16 protein-coding genes and 1 riboswitch are annotated in these 19,428 nt (G+C 64.9%); of the genes, 5 read left to right on the top strand and 11 right to left on the bottom strand.

Annotated features, from left to right (window positions below):
- Positions 1-18: 18 nt before the first annotated feature.
- The 4 genes from V7D81_RS18635 to V7D81_RS18620 all read right to left on the bottom strand — a co-directional run bounded on the left by V7D81_RS18635 (position 19) and on the right by V7D81_RS18620 (position 5,279).
- Positions 19-1,230, bottom strand: coding sequence for a fibronectin type III domain-containing protein (locus V7D81_RS18635; protein ID WP_324319067.1), 1,212 nt, complete (start codon positions 1,228-1,230; stop codon positions 19-21).
- Positions 1,231-1,312: 82 nt separating this feature from the next.
- A riboswitch (cyclic di-GMP riboswitch) is annotated at positions 1,313-1,401 on the bottom strand.
- Between the two features lie 380 nt (positions 1,402-1,781).
- Positions 1,782-2,960 (bottom strand): ABC transporter permease, encoded by a 1,179-nt coding sequence (locus tag V7D81_RS18630; protein WP_324319065.1) that lies wholly within the window; start codon positions 2,958-2,960, stop codon positions 1,782-1,784.
- Complete coding sequence (locus V7D81_RS18625; protein WP_324319063.1) at positions 2,957-3,685, bottom strand: ABC transporter ATP-binding protein; 729 nt, start codon at positions 3,683-3,685, stop codon at positions 2,957-2,959. Before V7D81_RS18625 ends, V7D81_RS18630 begins: the two co-directional genes overlap by 4 nt.
- A 118-nt stretch (positions 3,686-3,803) precedes the next feature.
- Positions 3,804-5,279 (bottom strand): alpha/beta fold hydrolase, encoded by a 1,476-nt coding sequence (locus V7D81_RS18620; RefSeq protein ID WP_324319061.1) that lies wholly within the window; start codon positions 5,277-5,279, stop codon positions 3,804-3,806.
- Between the two features lie 196 nt (positions 5,280-5,475).
- Here V7D81_RS18620 and V7D81_RS18615 point away from each other — a divergent pair, with 196 nt between their 5' ends.
- The 5 genes from V7D81_RS18615 to V7D81_RS18595 all read left to right on the top strand — a co-directional run bounded on the left by V7D81_RS18615 (position 5,476) and on the right by V7D81_RS18595 (position 10,734).
- Entirely contained in the window at positions 5,476-6,294 is an 819-nt protein-coding gene (locus V7D81_RS18615) for a class I SAM-dependent methyltransferase (RefSeq protein ID WP_324319059.1), read from the top strand.
- 18 nt (positions 6,295-6,312) lie between these two features.
- Positions 6,313-7,104 (top strand): DUF3014 domain-containing protein, encoded by a 792-nt coding sequence (locus tag V7D81_RS18610; RefSeq protein ID WP_324319057.1) that lies wholly within the window; start codon positions 6,313-6,315, stop codon positions 7,102-7,104.
- Between the two features lie 130 nt (positions 7,105-7,234).
- Positions 7,235-8,287: a hypothetical protein gene (locus V7D81_RS18605; RefSeq protein WP_324319054.1), complete on the top strand. Its 1,053-nt coding sequence runs from the start codon at positions 7,235-7,237 to the stop codon at positions 8,285-8,287.
- Between the two features lie 71 nt (positions 8,288-8,358).
- Positions 8,359-8,676, top strand: a complete 318-nt coding sequence (locus V7D81_RS18600) for a c-type cytochrome (protein ID WP_324319052.1) — start codon at positions 8,359-8,361, stop codon at positions 8,674-8,676.
- 87 nt (positions 8,677-8,763) lie between these two features.
- Positions 8,764-10,734 carry a pyrroloquinoline quinone-dependent dehydrogenase gene (locus V7D81_RS18595; protein WP_324319050.1) on the top strand — a complete coding sequence of 657 codons (1,971 nt, stop codon included), beginning with the start codon at positions 8,764-8,766 and terminating at the stop codon, positions 10,732-10,734.
- A gap of 121 nt (positions 10,735-10,855) precedes the next feature.
- Here the strand turns inward: V7D81_RS18595 and V7D81_RS18590 are convergent, their stop codons facing one another.
- From V7D81_RS18590 to V7D81_RS18560, 7 genes are all read right to left on the bottom strand, one after another.
- On the bottom strand, positions 10,856-11,284 hold the full coding sequence (locus V7D81_RS18590) for a DUF1801 domain-containing protein (RefSeq protein ID WP_324319048.1): 429 nt from the start codon (positions 11,282-11,284) through the stop codon (positions 10,856-10,858).
- A gap of 28 nt (positions 11,285-11,312) precedes the next feature.
- Positions 11,313-11,828 (bottom strand): DUF1697 domain-containing protein, encoded by a 516-nt coding sequence (locus V7D81_RS18585; protein ID WP_324319047.1) that lies wholly within the window; start codon positions 11,826-11,828, stop codon positions 11,313-11,315.
- Positions 11,829-11,834: 6 nt separating this feature from the next.
- On the bottom strand, positions 11,835-11,993 hold the full coding sequence (locus V7D81_RS18580) for a hypothetical protein (protein WP_324319045.1): 159 nt from the start codon (positions 11,991-11,993) through the stop codon (positions 11,835-11,837).
- Positions 11,994-12,017: 24 nt separating this feature from the next.
- Positions 12,018-12,377, bottom strand: a complete 360-nt coding sequence (locus tag V7D81_RS18575) for a hypothetical protein (protein WP_324319043.1) — start codon at positions 12,375-12,377, stop codon at positions 12,018-12,020.
- A gap of 180 nt (positions 12,378-12,557) precedes the next feature.
- A complete protein-coding gene (locus V7D81_RS18570) occupies positions 12,558-13,589 on the bottom strand; it encodes an NAD(P)-dependent alcohol dehydrogenase (protein WP_324319041.1) in 1,032 nt (343 codons plus the stop codon).
- Positions 13,590-13,709: 120 nt separating this feature from the next.
- Positions 13,710-15,752, bottom strand: coding sequence for a response regulator (locus tag V7D81_RS18565; RefSeq protein ID WP_324319039.1), 2,043 nt, complete (start codon positions 15,750-15,752; stop codon positions 13,710-13,712).
- Positions 15,753-15,764: 12 nt separating this feature from the next.
- Positions 15,765-19,428: hybrid sensor histidine kinase/response regulator (locus tag V7D81_RS18560; RefSeq protein WP_324319037.1), on the bottom strand; the 3,664-nt coding region annotated here is incomplete at its 5' end.

Raw genomic sequence — 19,428 nt, 5'->3', positions numbered from 1 at the left:
GAGGAGGGAACCAGAGAGTCAGTTGACCTTCTTGCTCGCCGTATTCGACAGCGCGCTTTCCGCGCCGCCCGACGTCAGCGCCTTGACGGCGAAGTAGTACGTCGCCGGCGACAGGTTCTCGACGACATAGCTCGACAGGCTCGGATTGTTGACCTGCACGGTTTGGTTCATCGCGCTCGAACTCGTGCCGTAGTAGATGCGATAGCCGCTCAGGTTCGTCAACGAGGACCCATCGGTGTTGCGCGTCGGCGGTGTCCAGCTGAGCGTGGCCGAACCGTTCGACACCGCAGTGACGTTGACCGCAAAGGCCTTCAACGCTGCCGACGCCTTGCCGTCGCTCACCGAAATGACGATGTTCGAATAGCTGCCCACCTGCGACGCGCCGGGCGTGCCGGACAACCGGCCATTGCTGGTGCTGAACGTGGCCCACGACGGCTTGTTCTGGATGCTGAACGTGAGCTTGTCGCCGTTGGCATCGCTGGCCGTCGGCGTGAAGGAATACGCCGAGCCCGCGTTGATTGCCGTGACCGGCGAACCGCTGATGGTCGGTGCCGTGTTGCTCGTGCCGCTCGCCGCCTTCACCGCGATCGCGAACGCCGACAGCGACTTCTTGATCTTGCCGTCGCTCACCGAGATGACGATGTTGGAATAGGTACCGACGTTGCTGCTGGCGGGCTTGCCGCTCAACTGGCCCGTCGAGGTACTGAACGTTGCCCAGCCCGGACGATTCGTGATCGAGAAGCCGAGTGAGTTGCCGTCGGGATCGGAGGCGGTCGGCTTGAACGAGTAGGTGTTGCCGACCGTGACCGACGTGGCCGGCGAGCCTGAAATCGTCGGTGCACGATTGCCTGACGAACCCGACGAACTGGTGCTGACCGTGATCGTGAACCTGGGCAGCGTTGCCGCCTTCGCACCGTCCCACGCATAGATCTCGATGTTCGAGAACGTACCTGCCTTGGTCGGCGTGCCGCTGAGCCGGCCGGCATAGCGATCGAAGCTGGCCCACGCGGGCTGATTGCGGATGCCGAAGCTGACGAACTTGCCTTCGGGATCGGTCGCCGTCGCCGTGAACGAATACGCCTTGCCGACGGTCGCGGTCTTGGCCGGCGTGCCCTTGATCACCGGCGGCTGGTTGATCGCGGCGCCGGCGAGTTGCGGCAGGCAGAGTGCGAGAAGAATCGGAAACAGATGCTGCAGGCCCCGGCGGAACCTGCGCTGCGCGATGAACATGAGAAAGCCCCTCGTCGTAGAGGGCAATTCCGTCTTCGCGAATGGGACACTGAGAACGACAGCGTGCAGACACGCTGTGTGTTCCGGCAGCCCCGCCATCCCGCGCCTCGTTGCAGCACTGGACCGGTGGCTTTGCGTCCCCGTCTCGCAACGGGTTTGCCCTTGTCAAAACACCATGAAGCTTCGCGATGAAACGAAGCGATCAGCTCATGCACACAGTGGGATCGAAAACTTCCCGCCCGAAACCGTCGTCTGTGGCCGCCCGCTTCGGCTGCACGCGTTGCATGACGGGCGCGAGTAAATCCACGCGAGGCAGGCCAGGCAAAATGTCGGGAGCGCCAGACAGCAGCGTGAATTTATTTCGCAGGCGGGCGCGATGAATGACGGTAACTGGCGACAGCGCGAAAACCTGCAGAATTCCAGGCTCAAACGCGTGTCGACGATATCGCGCGAGGCGCACGTGCCGCGCGCATCGGGAAGTCATGCAGTAGCTATTTCAGGGATCGTCTCATGCGACAGGCACGACGCCGGCCCGGCGTCGCGCGAAGCGCTCATCCCAGAATGGATTCGCGCCGGTAGAGTCGTGCGGCGAGAGCGATCAGCAATAGTCCGACGCCGAGCGTCGTCGCCGCGGAAACGGCGAGATGCACGGGATCGACGGCATCGCCGCGCATCAGCGCCGTGGCCAGCAGATGCTGGCTCAGGCTGGGAACGGTCATGAGCGCGGTGCTGGCGCGCGTGCCGCTCACGACCGCGAACATGATCGGCACGAGCGGAATCATCAGCACCACGGACAGCCACGTCTGCGCTTCGCGATTGCTGCGCGTGAACGAAGCGACGACGGTCATGAGCCCGGCGCCGAGCGGCACGAACAGGACCATGACGCCGAAGATCGCCAGCACGACTCGCGGTCCGAAATTGGCGGACATGCCGAGCACTTCGAGCGGCACGAACTTCAAGGCGACCGAGAACGCCGCCAGCGTCAGCAGCAGCGAAATCGCCATGAAGGCGCAGGTCGCGAGGATCTTGCCGATGATGAGTTGCGATCGTGTGACAGGCAGCGACAACAGCGGTTCGAGCGAACCGCGCTCGCGTTCGCCGGCGGTCGTGTCGATGGCCAGGTAGAAGCCGCCCACCAGCATCGACATGAGACAGAAGTAGGTCATCATCCCCAGGATGATGAGCGAGCGGCCCGCAGGCGTGGCGACGTCGACGGCGCGCACATCGACGGGATCGACGACCGACGGACTCACGCCGCGCGCCAGCAGACGCAACATCGCGAGCTGGTGGCCGTAGGCTTCGAGCAGTCGCCGCGCCCGCTCGGTCGTGCCGGAAGCGCGGGTGTTCGAGGTGTCCACCACCAGATCGAGCCGCGCAGGCTCGCCCTGGCGCAGCTGCTCGGCGTAGCGCTCCGGCACGATCAGCACCAGTTCGCGTTCGCCGTTGCGCACCTGCGCCGTCGCTTCGTCGGCCGTGGATGTCACCGGTTCGATCTGCGCGCCCTGCTCCGCGAGAAAGCGCATCAGGTTCGGCGCCTGCTCGGCACCGATCACCGGCAGCTTGAGCGGCTGTTCCTGGTCGCGCACGGCGCGATTGGAAGCGAGCGTCGTCGTCAGCGCGAAGATCGCCGGCGCCAGCAGCACGCCGAAAAAGAATGCCGAGAACACGACGCGGCGGTCGCGCAGGTTTTCCAGCACTTCCTTGACGAAGACCGTGCCGATCGCGCTCATGCGCTTTCCCTGTCCGCCGCGGCGCGCACGAAGGCTTCTTCCAGATCGTCCGTGCCGAGTGCAGTGAGGATCTCGCCCGGCGTGCCATGCACCACCACGCGTCCCTGCGCAATGATGACGATGTCATCGCAGAGCGCCGCCACTTCCTGCATCACGTGGCTGGAGAACAGCACGCAGCAGCCGCTCGCGCGCAGTTCGCGGATGATTTCGCGCAGCATGCGCACGGCATTCACGTCGAGTCCGTTGGTGGGCTCGTCGAGGATCACGGTGCGCGGCTTGTGGATCAGCGCGCGCGCCAGCGCCACCTTGAGACGCTCGCCCTGCGAATAGCCCTTGGCGCGCCGGCCCGCAACGGCGCCGATGCCGAAGCGTTCGATGAGTCCGTCGCAGGCGCTGCGCAGCGCCGCGCCTTTCATGCCGTGCAGGCGCGCGTAGTACTCGATGTTCTCCCGGCCGGTGAGCTGCACGTACAGGCCGCTGGCATGCGGCAGCACGCCGAGCGACTGCCGCACGCGCAGCGAATCGCTGCTGCAATCGTGGCCGTCGACCAGGGCGCGGCCTTTGTCTGCGCGCAGCACGGTGCTCAGGATGCGCAGCGTGGTGGACTTGCCCGCGCCGTTGTGACCGAGCAGGCCCGTGATGCGGCCGTCCTGCGCCGTGAAGCTCACGTCGTGCAGTGCCTGCACGGCACCGAAGGATTTGGCGAGGTTGTCGACGAGGATCATGAGAGGGAGTCACGGAAGTGACGAGGGTGACGAAGGTCGGAGAGGTCGCGACGCAGTGGCTGCGATTCAGCAACTCTCGTCACGTTCGTGACTTTCGTCACTTTCGTCACTTCCATCATCATGGCGCCGTCGCCGCCGGCGTCAGCATGAACGGCGCGGGCCGCACGCCGTCGAGGCACGTTGCATCGAGCCCGCCCGCATCGGCGCTGCGGACGAACTTCGCCAGCAGGCGCGGCATGCAGCCGGTCGCGAGCTGGCCGTGCCCCTGCCCGTCGAGCACCAGGTGACGGCCCTTCGCAAACGAGGCGAGCACGCGTTCGCCGTAGGCCGCCGGCGTGACCGGATCGTTGCCGCCCGAGAGGATCAATGCCGGCACGTCGCTGTGCAGCTGCGCGTTGAATCCTTCATCGACGACTCCGCGCGGCCAGATGTCGCACACGGCGCGCATGCCGCGCATGAAATTGGCTCCGAGATACGTGGCCTCGAGCACCGCCTCTGCCACCGGCTGGCTGTCCCAGCGCGGCGCGTCCTCGCTGCAGACCACGGCGAAGTGCATGCCGTAGGCGAACTGCAGGTCCATGGTCCGCTCGATCATCAGGTACTGCGCCACCAGTGCATCGACCTGCTGCTGCGACTGGGCCTGGTGGATGAGCAGCGGCAGCAGCGAGGCCGTTTCATCGCTGTAGGTCAGCAGGCGCACGGCGGCGTTGAGATGCTGGCTGCCGAACTTCGCATCGAGCCACTGCGCGCTCACGGGATCCGGCAGATGCGCCACGACGGGCTCGCGTTCGAGGCGCGTGCGCAGCGCCCGGAACTGATCGCGCGCATCGGGAAACGCCGCGGCACAGTCGCGATCGGCCGTGCAGCGATCGAAGATCGCATCGAGCGCCGCCTGGGCGCGCGGCGCGATGTCGGGACCGAGGGCGAGATCGACCGGCACCACGCCGTCGAGAATCAGGCTGCGCACACGCTGCGGATAACGGCGCAGGTAGTGCTGCGCGACCCGCGTGCCGTACGAGACGCCATACAGATTGAGTTTTTCGTAGCCGAGCGCCGCGCGGATCTCGTCGAGGTCGCGCACCGCGACGCTGGTCGTATAGAAACGCGGATCGCCAGGCAGCTTCGCCAGACATGCCTCGCCGAGGCGGCGCAACTGCTGCGGCTCTTCGATGACCAGGTCCGCATCGCTGTCGAACGCGCAGTCCAGCGGCTGCGATGCGCCGGTGCCGCGCTGGTCGACGATCAGGATGTCGCGGTCGCGACGGATCGCTGCGAAGGCCGCGCCGGTCGACGCGTAGAAATCCGTGGCGGACTGACCCGGGCCGCCGCTGATGAGCACCAGCGGATCCGGCTCGGGCTGCAGGCGCAGCGACGGAATGACCGTGATGCGCAGCTCGATGGTCCGGCTCGCCGGGTCATCGCGATTCTCCGCAACCTGGAACCGGCCGCAACGCGCCGCGGCACTGCTGCCGAGCAACTGGGCGAACTCGCATTCCCTGAGCTGGAACGTGGCAGGCGCGGCCGACGCATCGACGCCGCAGAACAATCCTGCCGCGATGCAAGAAATCAACGTGGGAAGTGAGCGCAGGATCATGGGAGGGCGCCATGGTAGTCACTTCACCGGCTGGCTGGCCACCATCGCGGCGATGACGGGAACCGGTTCTGCATGACGTTGTCATGAAAGGTCAGCGGGCCCGACGATGTCTTGGCGCAATACATCGGTGCGGTTTCGCTCTGGTACAGTCGCTGCGCTCGACGCGGTCCATTCAGAACAACGGAGTCTGCCCATCATGCGACCTCTCATGCGACTCGTGCCCGTGATCGCCGGCCTCACCGTGGCGGCGCTGCCGCTGTCCGGCGCGCTGGCCAAGGACGAAGCCCTGGCCAAGGCCATTGCGTCCCCGCATCGCACGCCCGCCTTCGTCGAACGCGACAAGGTGCGCAAGCCGCAGGAGGAACTGGAATTCTTCGACATCAAGCCGACGATGACCGTGGTCGAAATTTCGCCGGGTGGCGGTTACTGGACGGAAATCCTCGCGCCGTACCTGCACGACAAGGGCACGCTGTACATCGCGATCTCGCCGCGGACTGCCAGCGAACGTGCGGCGCAGTACTACGACGGCTGGAAAAAGAAGATCGACGAGACCCCGGCGGTCTACGGCAAGCTGAAGCTCGGCGAACTCGGCGGCGGCAGCTACGAGATCGCGCCCGAAGGTTCTGCCGATCTGGTCGTGACCTTCCGCAATGTCCACAACTGGATGGGCGCGGGCACGGCGGACCAGGTCTTTGCCGCATTCCACAAGGCGCTCAAGCCGGGCGGCGTGCTCGGTGTCGAGGAACATCGCGCCGGCAACGACAAGCCGCAGGATCCGAAGGCGCAGAACGGTTACGTGCGCGAGGACTACACCATCGCACTCGCCGAGAAGGCCGGCTTCAAGTATGTCGGCAAGTCGGAGATCCTCGCCAATCCCAAGGACACCAAGGACTGGCCGCGCGGCGTGTGGACGCTGCCGCCGACGCTGGCGCTCGGCGATCAGGATCGCGACAAATATGTAGCGATCGGCGAGGCCGACAACTTCGTGCTGAAGTTCGTCAAACCTGCGAAGTAACCAACCTCGGAGACCGGCGTGGAAGAGGAAGCGAAAAAGTATCTGTGGTGGGGCATTCCCATCGTGGTGGTGGCGGGTCTCGCCGCCGCGCTCTATTACGGCCGCAAGCACAAGGAAGAACCCCCGGTCGCGGAGCAGGTGCAGCCGGCGCCCGTCGCGACCGCGCCGGATCGGTCCGCAAACTATCCGATCGACGACGGCGCATCGACCGCGGCGCCGCTGCCGGCGCTGGGCGAGAGCGACGCCGCCGTCCACGATTCGCTCTCCGGCCTCTTCGGCAAGGCGATCGATCAGTTCCTGGTGCCGAAGGACATCGTGCGGCACGTGGTGGTGACGATCGACAACCTGCCGCGCAAGAAGACCTCCGTGCAAATGTGGCCCGTGCAGCCGACCGGCGGACTGCCGGTCGTCGACGGTCAGGACGAATCCCTCACGCTCAGCGAACAGAACTACGCGCGCTATGCGCCGATCATGGCGCTGGTGCGCAATACCGACACGCGGCAGGTCGCCGCGCTGTACAAGCGTTATTACCCGCTGTTCCAGCAGGCGTACGTCGAACTCGGCTATCCCGAGGCGTACTTCAACAACCGGCTGGTCGAAGTCATCGATCATCTGCTGCAGACGCCGGAAGTCACCGGTCCGGTGCGACTGAAACAGCCTGGCGTGTTCTACGAGTTTGCCGACGCCAGCCTCGAAGAGCGTTCGGCCGGCCAGAAGCTGCTGCTGCGCATGGGGCCGACCAACGCTGCCACGATCAAGATGAAGCTGCGCGAACTGCGCAGGGAAGTGGCGAACCAGAGCGCGGGCTGATCTCCTCCTGTAGGTCAGGCTTCAGCCTGACTCTTAAGAAAAGGCCGGCTGTGACCGAAGGGAATCCCGCGGGAAAGCCGGCCCCACAGGAAGAGCAGATCCTTGAAGACTGAAACAGGAAGGGGCAGTCATGAACAGGACCGTGCTGATCCTCGCCTTCGCCACCCTGGCGAGCGCCAGCGCCGCCGCTTACTTCCACTCGCAGCTCGCAACCGAACGTCAACGCAACAAGGAATTGCAGGCCCGCCTCGACGTGCAGCAACCGCCGCGCACGCCCACTCCTTTCACGCCGCCTCCACCGCCGCACCCATCTGCCGCCGTCATCGAACCGGTGCAGACCGCAGCACCACGGCTCGCCATGCGACCGGACCCCGTCGCACCGCAACCCGTCGCAATCGCGCCGGAACGATCGGCCCAGATGCGACAACGCTTCGTCAACCGCCAACACGAACTGATGCGCGATCCGGAATATCGGCAGGCGATGCGCACGCAGCAGCGCTTCGGCATGCAGCAGATGCATCCGGATCTGGCGCGCGAACTGAACATTTCGCAGGAACAGGCGGATCGCCTGCTCGATCTGCTGGTCGACCAGCAGCTGCGCAACATGGAGCGGTCGGGGGACTTTCCTGCGGATCGCGCACCGACGCAGGAAGAGATCGCGCAGATGCAGAAGAGCATGCAGCAGCGGCAACTCGCCGATCGCGCCGAGATCGGTGCCCTGCTCGGCAGCGGCGGCGAGCAGCAATGGCAGGACTACCAGAACTCCATGGGTGCACGCATGCGTGTACGACAACTGAGCAGCGCGCTCGACAACGCCGGCATTCCGCTACGCGACGATCAGCGCCAGCCGTTGCGCGATGCGCTGGCGCAGTTCGAACGACAGGCGCAGGAGAACCGTCAGGCCGACGTCGTGGCGCGCCAGTTTGCCGGCATGAGCTTCGACGAGCGGCTGGGCTGGCAGGAAGAACAGCTCGAGCGCACGGAGCAGTCCTATGAACGCGCCCGCGAAGCCGTTTCGCACATCCTGACGACCGAACAGCTCCAGACCTATCGCGATCTGCAGGACCAGGAACTCGCCATGCGGCGCGCGAGCCTACGCATGCAGCGCGCGCAGATGGACGCGGGTGGTGACGGTCCGGTCCTAATGCATATTCCCGGCAACGCCGCACGCATCGGCCCGTAGCGCCAGTCGTCGCAGAGCAAACGAACGTCAAGACCGGCTCGTCGCGACATCCCGCTGTTTAGACTGGCTGCATGAAGCGCCGGTCCTTCCTTTCCGCCTGCCTGATCGCTGCGACGGCAATGGTCGTTGCACCTGTAACGACGCCCGCCACACAGCGCAGCGCCGACCAGATCTACCAGTCCTTCTGCGGTGCCTGCCATGGCACCGGCTGGAACGGCGCACCGATCAGCGGCATCGAGAACGACTGGACACCGCGGCTGGGCAACGGCGTCGACGCGATGCTCGCGAACGTGAAGCAAGGCCTCAACACCATGCCGCCGATGGGCACCTGCAACGATTGCAGCGATGCGGAGCTGAAGGCCGCGATCGAGTTCATGCTGAAGTTCTGAGCGGACTCTTCCTGTAGGTCAGGCTTCAGCCTGACTCCGACAGAAGCCGGCTAAAGCCCGCCCCACAGGCATCGGAGAGGGGATTACATGCAGCGTCGCATCTTCGGTCTCGCAACATTGCTCTGCACATTGCCGTTCGCTGCTCACGCGGACGACACCTCGCGCGGCGAGTGGCGCTACTACGGCGGCAGCGCCGGCAGCGACAAGTACTCGCCGCTCGCGCAGGTCGATGCGCGCAATGTGTCGTCGCTGCAGGTCGCGTGGAGCTGGACGAGCCCGGACGATGCGCTCGTCGCGAGCGGCACTACCAGGGAACGTCCCGGCTATTTCAAACCGACGCCGCTGATGATCGACGGCGTGCTGTACACCAGTACCGGATTCAGCCAGGTGGTCGCCATCGATGCGTCGAGCGGCAAGACACGCTGGGTCTTCGATCCGCAGGCGTACGCCGCGGGGCGCCGGCCTGCGAACAGCGGCTGGCAGCATCGCGGCGTCGCGTACTGGGAAGGCACGGTCGGCGATCGTCGCGAGCGACGCATCGTCATCGCCACCGGCGTCGGTCAGCTCATTGCGCTCGATGCACAGACTGGCGAGTCCATCACCTCCTTCGGCGCGAACGGTCGCGTCGATCTGCAGGTCGCGTTGATTGGCGGCGAAGAACAGCGCCGTCTCATCGGCTTCAACGCACCGCCCGTGATCGTGGGCGACGTCGTGGTCGTCGGCTGTACCGTGTTCGATCGTCCCACTTCGCCACAGATGCCGGCCGGCCACATCCAGGCTTTCGATGTTCGCACCGGTGCGCCGAAGTGGATCTTCCACACCGTGCCGCAGGAAGAAGAAGCGGGCACCGCGACGTGGGAGAACGACGCCTGGAAGTATTCCGGCAACACCAACGCCTGGGCGCCGATGAGCGCCGATCCCGAACTCGGCCTCGTGTATGTGCCGACCGGCACGCCGACCAACGACTACTACGGTGGCGATCGTCACGGTGACAACCTGTACGCCGAAAGCCTGCTCGCCATCGAGGCGCAGACCGGCAAGCTCGCCTGGCATTTCCAGGGCGTGCATCACGGGTTGTGGGACTACGACTTTCCTGCGGCGCCGACGCTCGCCGACATCACGGTCGACGGCAAGCGCATCAAGGCCATCGCGCAGATCAGCAAGCAGGGCTTCACGTACGTGTTCGATCGCGCGACGGGCAAACCGGTGTGGCCGATCGAAGAGCGTCCCGTGCCGCAGTCGACGGTGCCGGGCGAGAAGACTTCGCCGACCCAGCCATTTCCAACGAAGCCGCCGGCCTTCGCGCGACAGGGCATCACGGTCGACGACCTGATCGATTTCACGCCCGAACTGCGCGCCGAGGCGTTGAAGATCGTGAGCGAGTACACGCTGGGTCCGCTGTTCACGCCGCCGAGCGTCGTCGGCGAAGGCGGCAAGAAAGGCGTGCTGCAGGTGCCGAGCGCTGCGGGCGGCGCGAACTGGGGCGGTTCGGGGTTCGATCCGGAGTCTGGTTACCTGTTTCTCGAATCCGCCGACATCCTGTCGCTCGCTGCGGTGGTGAAAGGCGATCCGGCGAAGCAGAAGTCCGCGTACTTCATCCAGAACCCCGTCGGTCCCTCCGGCCCGCAGGGCCTGCCACTGCTCAAGCCGCCGTACGGCGTCGTCACTGCGATCGATCTGAACAAGGGCGAGATCGCCTGGCAGGTCGCGCACGGCGATGGCCCGCGCGATCACCCGCTGCTCAAGGATCTCAAGCTGCCGCCGCTCGGCGCATCGAGTCACACCTTTCTATCCAGCGGCGGTCCGCTGGTGACGAAGTCGCTGCTGTTCGTGAACCAGGTGCAGACCCGCCCGGACGGTCCGGGATACTCGACCACGGAGTTCTTCATGCGCGCCTTCGACAAGAAAACCGGCGCCGTGGTGTGGGAACACAGGATGAGCGAGCCGCCGTACGGCACGCCGATGACGTATGAAGCCAAAGGCCGGCAGTACATCGTCGTGGCGACGGGCGGTGGCGGCGCGCCCGCGAAGCTGCAGGCGTTTGCGCTGCCGTTGTAGGTCAGGCTTCAGCCTGACTTCGGAATAAAGAGGCCGGCTGAAGCCGGCCCCACAGTAAGAGGGCCCCCACCCTGACCCTCCCCCGCTGCGCGGAGGAGGGGATCAGAATCTGCAATCGCGATCATCCCGCCGCGAGGTGCCTCTTCATGTTGCCGTAGGCCGCCTCGATCAGCGCCGCAAGCGCCGCCGCATCGACATCGCGTTCCGGCCGCAGCTTCACATGACGCATGTACTTGCCCGTGCCTTCCAGCAGGCCGCGCGGATCGGCCAGTTCGGCACCGCGGAAGAAGCCGACATTCACGTGTGCGGTAAAGGCATTCACATAGCCGAACGCCGCATCGCCGATGCACGCCGTCGGATGGCCGTCGTGCAGCAACTCCCGAACGTCGTCGCCGCAGTTGCGCATGACTTCGAACCAGCGGCGCGCGATGGCGCCGAGTTCGCCCGGATGTTCACGCATCCATCGCTCGATGGCCGGATCGCGTCGGACCGCGCTGGGAAATCGCATCAGTTTTTCCATGACGACCTCATCCGCGCGAAGCCAGAGCATGCAGTCGACGAAACTGTCGGGCGGCTCTTCAAGCGACCGCGCACTTCCTGACCGTATCGAACGTTCGCGTCGTGATCGCCGCGCCGAACGTGCGCTCCAGCAGGGCCATGAACACGGGCCCCTTTTCGTTCGGAACGTACACCGAGAACACTTCTGCGCCTTCGAGCTTCAGGATGGACGCCTGATCGCGCGACACCGGCAGCGTTATCGATCCCTCGTACGGCCGCGGCAGGAACGTGACGACGCGCTTGGCGTTCTTCGGCAGATCGAATTCCGCGAAGGGATCGGCGTCGATGAGCGACTGGAGATGGGCCGCGGGCCGGACGATCGTCTGAAAAACCCGATCCAGGTGTTTCTGCATCGCTTTCCTCGCCTTCTTTTCCAGCGCGGCGACTGACGTCGAACGTGCGGAGAATGCGACGTTGCCGCTCGACAGCAGCGTCTTCACCTCCGTGAAACCCGCCGCCTCGAAACAGCGTTTGAGCTGCGGCATCCTGCAGTTCATCGGACTCACGCCCCGGAGGAATGCGACGTAGCGGGTCATCGATTGTCAGCGGTCTTGCACGCACAGCCGCCAGTAGTCGGGTTCGCGGCTGCCATGAGCGACTGCGACGATGTAGATCATGTCGCCCGCCACCGCATATACGACTGAGAATGGAAACTTCCTGAGCACGAAGTGCCGCAGATTTTCGTCAACGCGCGCACCCATTTCGGGTGGTCGAGCAGTCTTCCGTTACGCGCGCGCATTGATTGCCTCGAAGGCCGCTTGCGGGCCCAGCCTTGGACCCACGTGCACTTTGACGTGACGCGCACCTGCACCCGCCCCAAGTTCAAGGAAGACTCGCTCTTCGACCTGCGACAGCCCGCCTTCCGTCATTTCGAGCGGCTGAAGCAGAAGCCTTGGCTGAACAGAGAAGAAACCCTTCGATTTCACCTCCTTGACCAGCCTCGCAAGCAACCCCTCTGCCGTTATGAAATCACCGACCAGCAATCGCGTCGTGGAGAATGCACCGCTGCCCTGCGCCACCTGCCCGTCCTTCAGGTTCATTACTTCCATGTGATTTCTGCGCACGTATGCAACAAGGTCGCTCATTCCGATCTCCGTGCGTATGACGCCACCAGTCTGCCGAATCGCCTGGTGCGAGGCCAGTGGGCGCACGGATCTGCGCAGCGGGGGAGGGTGGGGGGCATCTCACTGTGGGGCCGGCTTCAGCCGGCCTCTTTTCGGATGTCAGGCTAAAGCCTGACCTACAGAAACCCCATCGTTGGGCGCCTACGGCTTCAGCACCGCCCGTCCGCGAATCTTCCCTTCACGCAAGCGCTGATAGACCTCGACCGCCTTGTCCAGCGGAAAGGTTTCGACTTCGGCATGGATGCGGCCGGCGGCGGCAAGTGCGATCACTTCCATGAGCTCGGTGCGCGAACCCCAGTACGGAACCGTGACCTGGCAGCCGTACGGCGGCGAGTTGGCGGCGTAGTTGACGACGCCACCGCCGAGGCCGACCACCGTCAGACGACTGTTGCGTCCGACGACGCGGACACCGAGATCCACCGTTGCCTGCGCACCGACGAAGTCGAGCACGACGGTGGCGCCGCGCGGTCCGGTGAATTCCGCGATGGCAGTGGCGGCGGCATCGGCATCGCGCGTGTTCACCGTGTGCTTCACGCCGAGCTTGCGTGCGTGTTCGAGTTTGCTGTCGTCGATGTCGCCTGCAATCAGGCGCGCGGGGCTCAAAGCCTGCAGGATCTGCACGGCCATGTGGCCGAGACCGCCGATGCCGATGACGACGACGCTGGCGTCCGGTGTCAGCAAGGGCAGTGCAGCCTTGATGGCGTGATAGGGAGTGAGCGCCGCATCCGACAACGGCGCAGCCGCGACGGGATCGAGTTTGCCGAGCGGCACGAGCAGGCGCGACGACGGCACCCGCATGTACTCGGCCATGCCGCCGTCCGAGCCGAGCCCGCCGCCCATCGTGCCGAGACTCGCGTGGTTCTCGCAGTAGTTCTCCGCCGAGGTCTGGCAGGTGTGACAGCGGCCGCAGCCCCACGGGCCGTACACGGCGACGGCATCGCCTTCCTTCCATTCGCTCACGCCCTGGCCGAGCGCGGCGATGTGGCCGGCGTTTTCGTGTCCGAGAATGAACGGGCCCTTGAGCCCGAGATCCTCGTCGAGGATGTGCAGATCGGAGTGACACACACCGGCGCCGGCCACCTTGATGACGACCTGACCGGGACCAGGCCGGGGAGCGGGAGCATCCACGATTTCGGCCGGCCGGCCGATCGCGACGAAACGTACGGCTTTCATCGATGTTCTCCGGAAACAGCAGCGGGACGACAGGATGGCCACTCGCGCGCAGCGTCGCCATCGTGAGCTACACGGGTCGGAGCACGGATATCCGATAGAAGCCGCGGACGCGGTGAACGTCTATGCCTGCGCCGCCTGCGGCAGCAGCGCCCGCAGCTTGGCGAGCAGATCCTTTTCCCGATACGGCTTGGCCAGTACGTCGGCGTGCTGTTCCGAAGCACTGAACGAAGCGGCATAGCCAGTGGCGTACAGCACGGGCAGATTGGCGCGGCGCTCGCGCGCGAGCTTGCCAAGCTGGAAGCCGTCCATGCCGCCGGGCATGACGACGTCGGTGAACAACAGATCGATGGCGGGTTCGCGATCGATGATTTCCAGCGCGCGTGCGCCGCTGTCGGCTTCGATCACGGAGAACTGGCGTTCGCGCAGCAACGATGCGGTGACGGCGCGCACCCCGGCATCGTCCTCGACCAGCAGCACCGTGCGTTCGAGGCCGGAGTATTCGTCCGATTCCTCATCGACGACGGCGACTTCGATGCGTGCATCGGCGATGACGCGCGGCAGATACAGACGCACGCTGGTGCCACGACCAGGCGTGCTGTCGATGCGCATATGTCCGCCGGACTGGCGCATGAAGCCATACACCATGCTCAGGCCCAGGCCGGTACCGTGTCCCATCTTCTTGGTGGTGAAGAACGGCTCGACGGCGCGGGCCAGGACGTCGCGCGCCATGCCCGTGCCGTTGTCGGTAACGCTCAGCACGACGAAATCGCCTGCGGGAATTTCGTCGTCCTGGTGCGCGAAGTGCGCATTGGTCGCTTCGATTCTGAGCAGGCCGCCTTCGACCATCGCATCGCGCGCGTTGACCGCCAGATTGATCAGCGAGGATTCCACCTGGGCCGGATCGGCCAGGACCAGCCACAGCTCGGCGGCCACCGCGACGTCCATGTGGATTCTTTCGCCCAGCGTGCGTCCGAGCAGCTTGGTGATGTTGCGACAGACGTTTCCCAGATCGAGCGGTCGCGGCTGCAGCGGCTGGCGACGCGCGAAGGCCAGCATGCGTTGCGTCAGCTCCGCGCAGCTCAGCGAGCCGATCAACGCCATCTGCACGCGATCGAAGTTGCGGCCCGTGCCCTTGAGCGATCGGGTCAGGGCATCCAGATTGCCGATCACGACGGTCAGCATGTTGTTGAAGTCGTGGGCGATGCCGCCGGTGAGCTGGCCGACCGCCTCCATCTTCTGCGACTGGAACAGCTGCTGTTCGGCGCTGCGCCGTTCGGTGACGTCGAGACACACGCCGAAGACATTGCGGTTGCCGCCGGCGTGGCCAGGAACGAGCACGGCCTGGTCCAGGAACACGCGCTCGGCACCGTCCGCGCAGCGCCAGCGATACTCGATGCTGGTGGCTTCCTTCGTTTCGAGCGCCGCCGCTTCGGCCATGACGCGCGCAATGTCGTCCGGATGGATGCGCGACATCCACAGATCCGGCTCTTCTATGAACTGCACGCGCGGGAACCCGACCAGCTCGGCGATGCCGTCGCCGATGAAGCGCGGGCCGCGCAGGTTCGAGTTCAGCTCGCTGCTGTAGACGGCGATCGGCAGCGAACGCAGGATCAGCGCCTGCTGCTCCTCGCTCTGGCGCAGCTGGCGTTCGGCTTCGAGTTTCTCCTGGCGGATGCGGAAGTTCTCTTCCAGCAGGATGCGCTCGAGCTGCGCGGCGCGCTGCGCCTCGGCGCTCTTCTTGAACAGGTCGACCAGCACCGACACCTTCGAGCGCAGGATCATCGGATCGACCGGCTTGAAGACGTAGTCGACCGCACCCAGCGCGTACGCATGGCGGACGTGCTTGTCGTCCTTGTCGATGGCGCTGACGAAGATGATGGGAATGTGACGCGAGCGATCGCGGCGCCGGATCAGTTCGGCCGTGGTGTAGCCGTCGAGACCCGGCATGTTGGCATCGAGCAGAATGACCGCGCATTCTTCGCGCAACAGGAAGCGCAGCGCGTCTTCGCCGGATGCGACCTCGACCACGTTCTCTTCGAGATCCGCCAGCACCTGCACCAGCGCGAAGCGATTCTTCGCCTCGTCATCGACGACCAGGATGGTCGCGGCTCCTTCCCTTACGCGCGGCTCCCTCACAGCGGTCGGCACTGCATCGAGGTTCATGCGATCCGAAGCTCAGGTGCGTCGCAGCCAGACCCGCATCATCGACACCAGCTGATCGACGTCCACCGGTTTCGACAGGTATTCGGAAGCTCCTGCTTCGATGCATTTCTCGCGATCGCCCTTCATGGCCTTCGCCGTGATCGCGATCATCGGCAGCTTGCGGAACTGCTCGCGCGAGCGGATCTGGCGCATGGTTTCGTAGCCGTCCATGTCCGGCATCATCACGTCCATGAGCACCATGTCGATGCCGGAGGTGGTGTCCAGCATGTCGATGCCGTCGCGGCCGTTCTCCGCATGCAGCACTTCGATGTCGTGCTGCTCCAGCACGCCCGTAAGGGAGAAGATGTTTCTAATGTCGTCGTCGACGATCAGCACCTTGCGTCCGGCCAGGCCCGGCTCGCGACGGCGCGCGCGCTCGATGATGCGGCGTTGTTCCGGCGGCATGTTCTCGACGGCGCGATGCAGGAACAGCGCCGTCTCGTCGAACAGTTGCTGCGGCGATTCCGGGCCTTTGGTGATGAACGATTCGGCCAGCTTGCGCAGCCGCGCTTCCTCCTCGGCATTCAGATCCTTCGCCGTGTGGATGATGACGGGCAGGCGCTGCGCGGGATTGCGGCGAATCGCTTCGATCAGGTTCACGCCGTCCATGTCGGGCAGGACCAGATCGACCACCGCACAGTCGAAGCTGCGCTGCTGCAGCGCTTCGAGCGCCTCCTGTCCGGTACAGACGCGCGTCACGTGAACGTCGCCATTGCCGATCAGGCGGGAAATCTCGCCGAACTGCAGATCGTCGTCTTCGACCAGCAGCAGTTCCTTGGTGGGCCGTGCGATGAAGTCCTCGGTGCGGGCCAGCGCCTGCTGCAGCGTCTCGCGATCGACCGGCTTTTCCAGTACCGAGAAGGCGCCCATCTGGGTGCCGCGCTCGCGCGGATCCTGCACCGAGATGATGTGAATCGGAATGTGACGCGTCTCGGCCGTGCGCTTGAGGATGTCGAGCAGCCGCCAGCCGTCCATGTCGGGCAGACGGATATCGAGCGTGATCACGGCAGGGTTGAAGCGGCGCACGAGCTGCAATGCACCGCTGCCCGTTGGCGAGACGACGGCCTTGAAGCCGCGGTCATGCGCGAGGTCGAGCAGGATCTGTCCGAACTTGGCGTCGTCCTCGATGATGAGCAGCACCGGATCGCCGGGCTCGATGGATTGACGATCGTCCGTGAGTTCGGCAACGCGCAGCAGCGGCGTGCTTTCGACCGCATCGACCGGCGCCCGCAGCGACTCGCTGCCGTGAGCAATCTGGTGCGTGACGTTCGCCACCGGCCGCCACGCCATGTCGAACATCAGCGGCAGATACAGCGTGAAGCGGCTGCCGTGCTGCGGCGTGCTCTCCACCGTGATCTCGCCGCCGAGCAGGCGGCAGATTTCGCGGCTGATCGACAGGCCGAGACCCGTGCCGCCGTACTTGCGGCTGGTCGTGCCGTCGGCCTGCTGGAAGGCTTCGAAGATCACGCGCAGCTTGTCGCTGGGAATGCCGATGCCGGTATCCGCCACCGAGTAGGCGACGACGGCGCCGGCGGTGTTCAGCAGCTCGTTGGTCGAATTCCATCCGGAGCGCACGCGCTGGATCGAGAGCACGACGCCGCCCTCGTGCGTGAATTTGAAAGCATTCGACAGCAGGTTCTTGAGGATCTGCTGCAACCGCTTTTCGTCGGTCGTCATGGCGGGCGGCAGCGACGAATCGAGTTCGATGCGGAAGCTGAGCTTCCGGTTCGAGGCCAGCTGTTCGAAGCTGCGTTGCAGGTTGTCGACGACCTCGGAGAATTCGACCGTGCCGACATCGAGCGTCACGGTGCCGGATTCGATCTTCGACAGATCGAGAATGTCGTTGATCAGGGCCAGCAGTTCGGTGCCGGCGCGATTGATGGTCTGCGCGAACTCGACCTGCTTCGGCATCAGGTTGTTGTCGGCGTTGTCGGCGAGCAACCTGGAAAGAATCAGCAGGCTGTTGAGCGGCGTGCGCAGCTCGTGCGACATGTTGGCGAGGAATTCGGATTTGTACTTCGAAGTCAGCGCGAGCTGTTCGGCCTTTTCCTCGAGCTGTTCCTTGGCGCGCTCGACCTCCTGGTTCTTCGCTTCCACCTGCTTGTTCTGCCACGACAGCAGGTTCGCTTTCTCCACCAGTTCTTCGTTCTTGGCGCGCAGCTCTTCCTGTTGCGTACGCAGCAGGTCTTCCGAGCGCTGCAGGGTCGTGGCCTGCTGCTCCAGCCGGTCGTTGGTGTTCTTGAGTTCGTCCTGCTGGCTCTGCAGTTCGCGCGTCAGCAGCTGCGACTGCGCCAGCAGCACCTCGGTCTGCATGTTGGCGGCCAGCGTGTTCAGCACGATGCCGATGGATTCCATGAGCTGGTCGAGGAACAGCGTATGGACGGTGCTGAAGCGCTCGAACGAGCCCAGTTCCAGCACGGCCTTCACTTCGCCTTCGAACAATGCCGGCAGCACGATGATGCTGATCGGCCTGGCGTGACCCAGACCGGAACTGATGTGCATGTAGCCGTGCGGCGCGTCGTTCAGCAGCATGCTGCGCTTCTCCGCCGCGCACTGGCCAATGAGACCTTCGCCGAGATGCAGCTTCTGCGGCGGGCGCGGCCGATGCGGTGCGGCGTAGCTCGCGACCAGTTCCAGCACGGCGCCGTGATCGGTGGGCCGGGTGAGGTAGAACAGTGCCTGCTGTGCATTCACCAGCGGTACGAGCTGCGACAGGATCAGGTTCGACACGTGGCGGATATCGCGCTGGCCCTGCAGCAGCCGGTTGAAGCGCGCGATGTTGGTCTTGAGCCAGTCCTGCTCGGTGTTCTTCTGGGTCGTGTCCTTGAGATTGCGGATCATCTCGTTGATGTTGTCCTTGAGCGAAGCGACTTCGCCCGAGGCTTCCACCGTGATGAAGCGCGTCAGATCGCCCTTGGTCACGGCGGTGGCGACTTCCGCGATCGCGCGCACCTGCGTCGTGAGATTCGCCGCGAGCTGGTTCACGTTGTCGGTGAGATCGCGCCACAGGCCGGCGGCGCCCGGCACGCTCGCCTGACCGCCGAGCTTGCCTTCGGTACCCACTTCGCGAGCCACGTTGGTCACCTGGTCGGCGAAGGTGGCGAGCGTGCCGATCATGCCGTTGATGGTGTTGGCGAGCGCGGCGATTTCGCCCTTGGCTTCCACCACCAGCTTGCGGGTGAGGTCGCCGTTGGCGACGCCCGTCACGACTTCGGCGATGCCGCGCACCTGGCCGGTGAGGTTGGCGGCCATCAGGTTCACGTTGTCGGTGAGATCCTTCCAGGTGCCGGCGACGCCTTCGACGCGCGCCTGACCGCCGAGCTTGCCTTCGGTACCCACTTCGCGCGCCACGCGCGTCACTTCGGAGGCGAACGAGTTGAGCTGGTCCACCATCGTGTTGATGGTGTTCTTGAGTTCGAGGATTTCGCCTTTGACGTCGACGGTGATCTTCTTCGACAGGTTGCCGCTCGCCACCGCCGTGGTGACATCGGCGATGTTGCGCACCTGGCCGGTGAGGTTCGCGGCCATCAGGTTCACGTTGTCGGTGAGGTCCTTCCAGGTGCCGGCAACGCCTTCGACCTTCGCCTGACCGCCGAGCTTGCCTTCGGTACCCACTTCGCGCGCCACGCGCGTCACT

The sequence above is a fragment of the Povalibacter sp. genome, assembly GCF_036735925.1.
Lineage (GTDB): Bacteria > Pseudomonadota > Gammaproteobacteria > Steroidobacterales > Steroidobacteraceae > Steroidobacter.
This window is presented reverse-complemented; position numbering and strand designations above follow the sequence as displayed.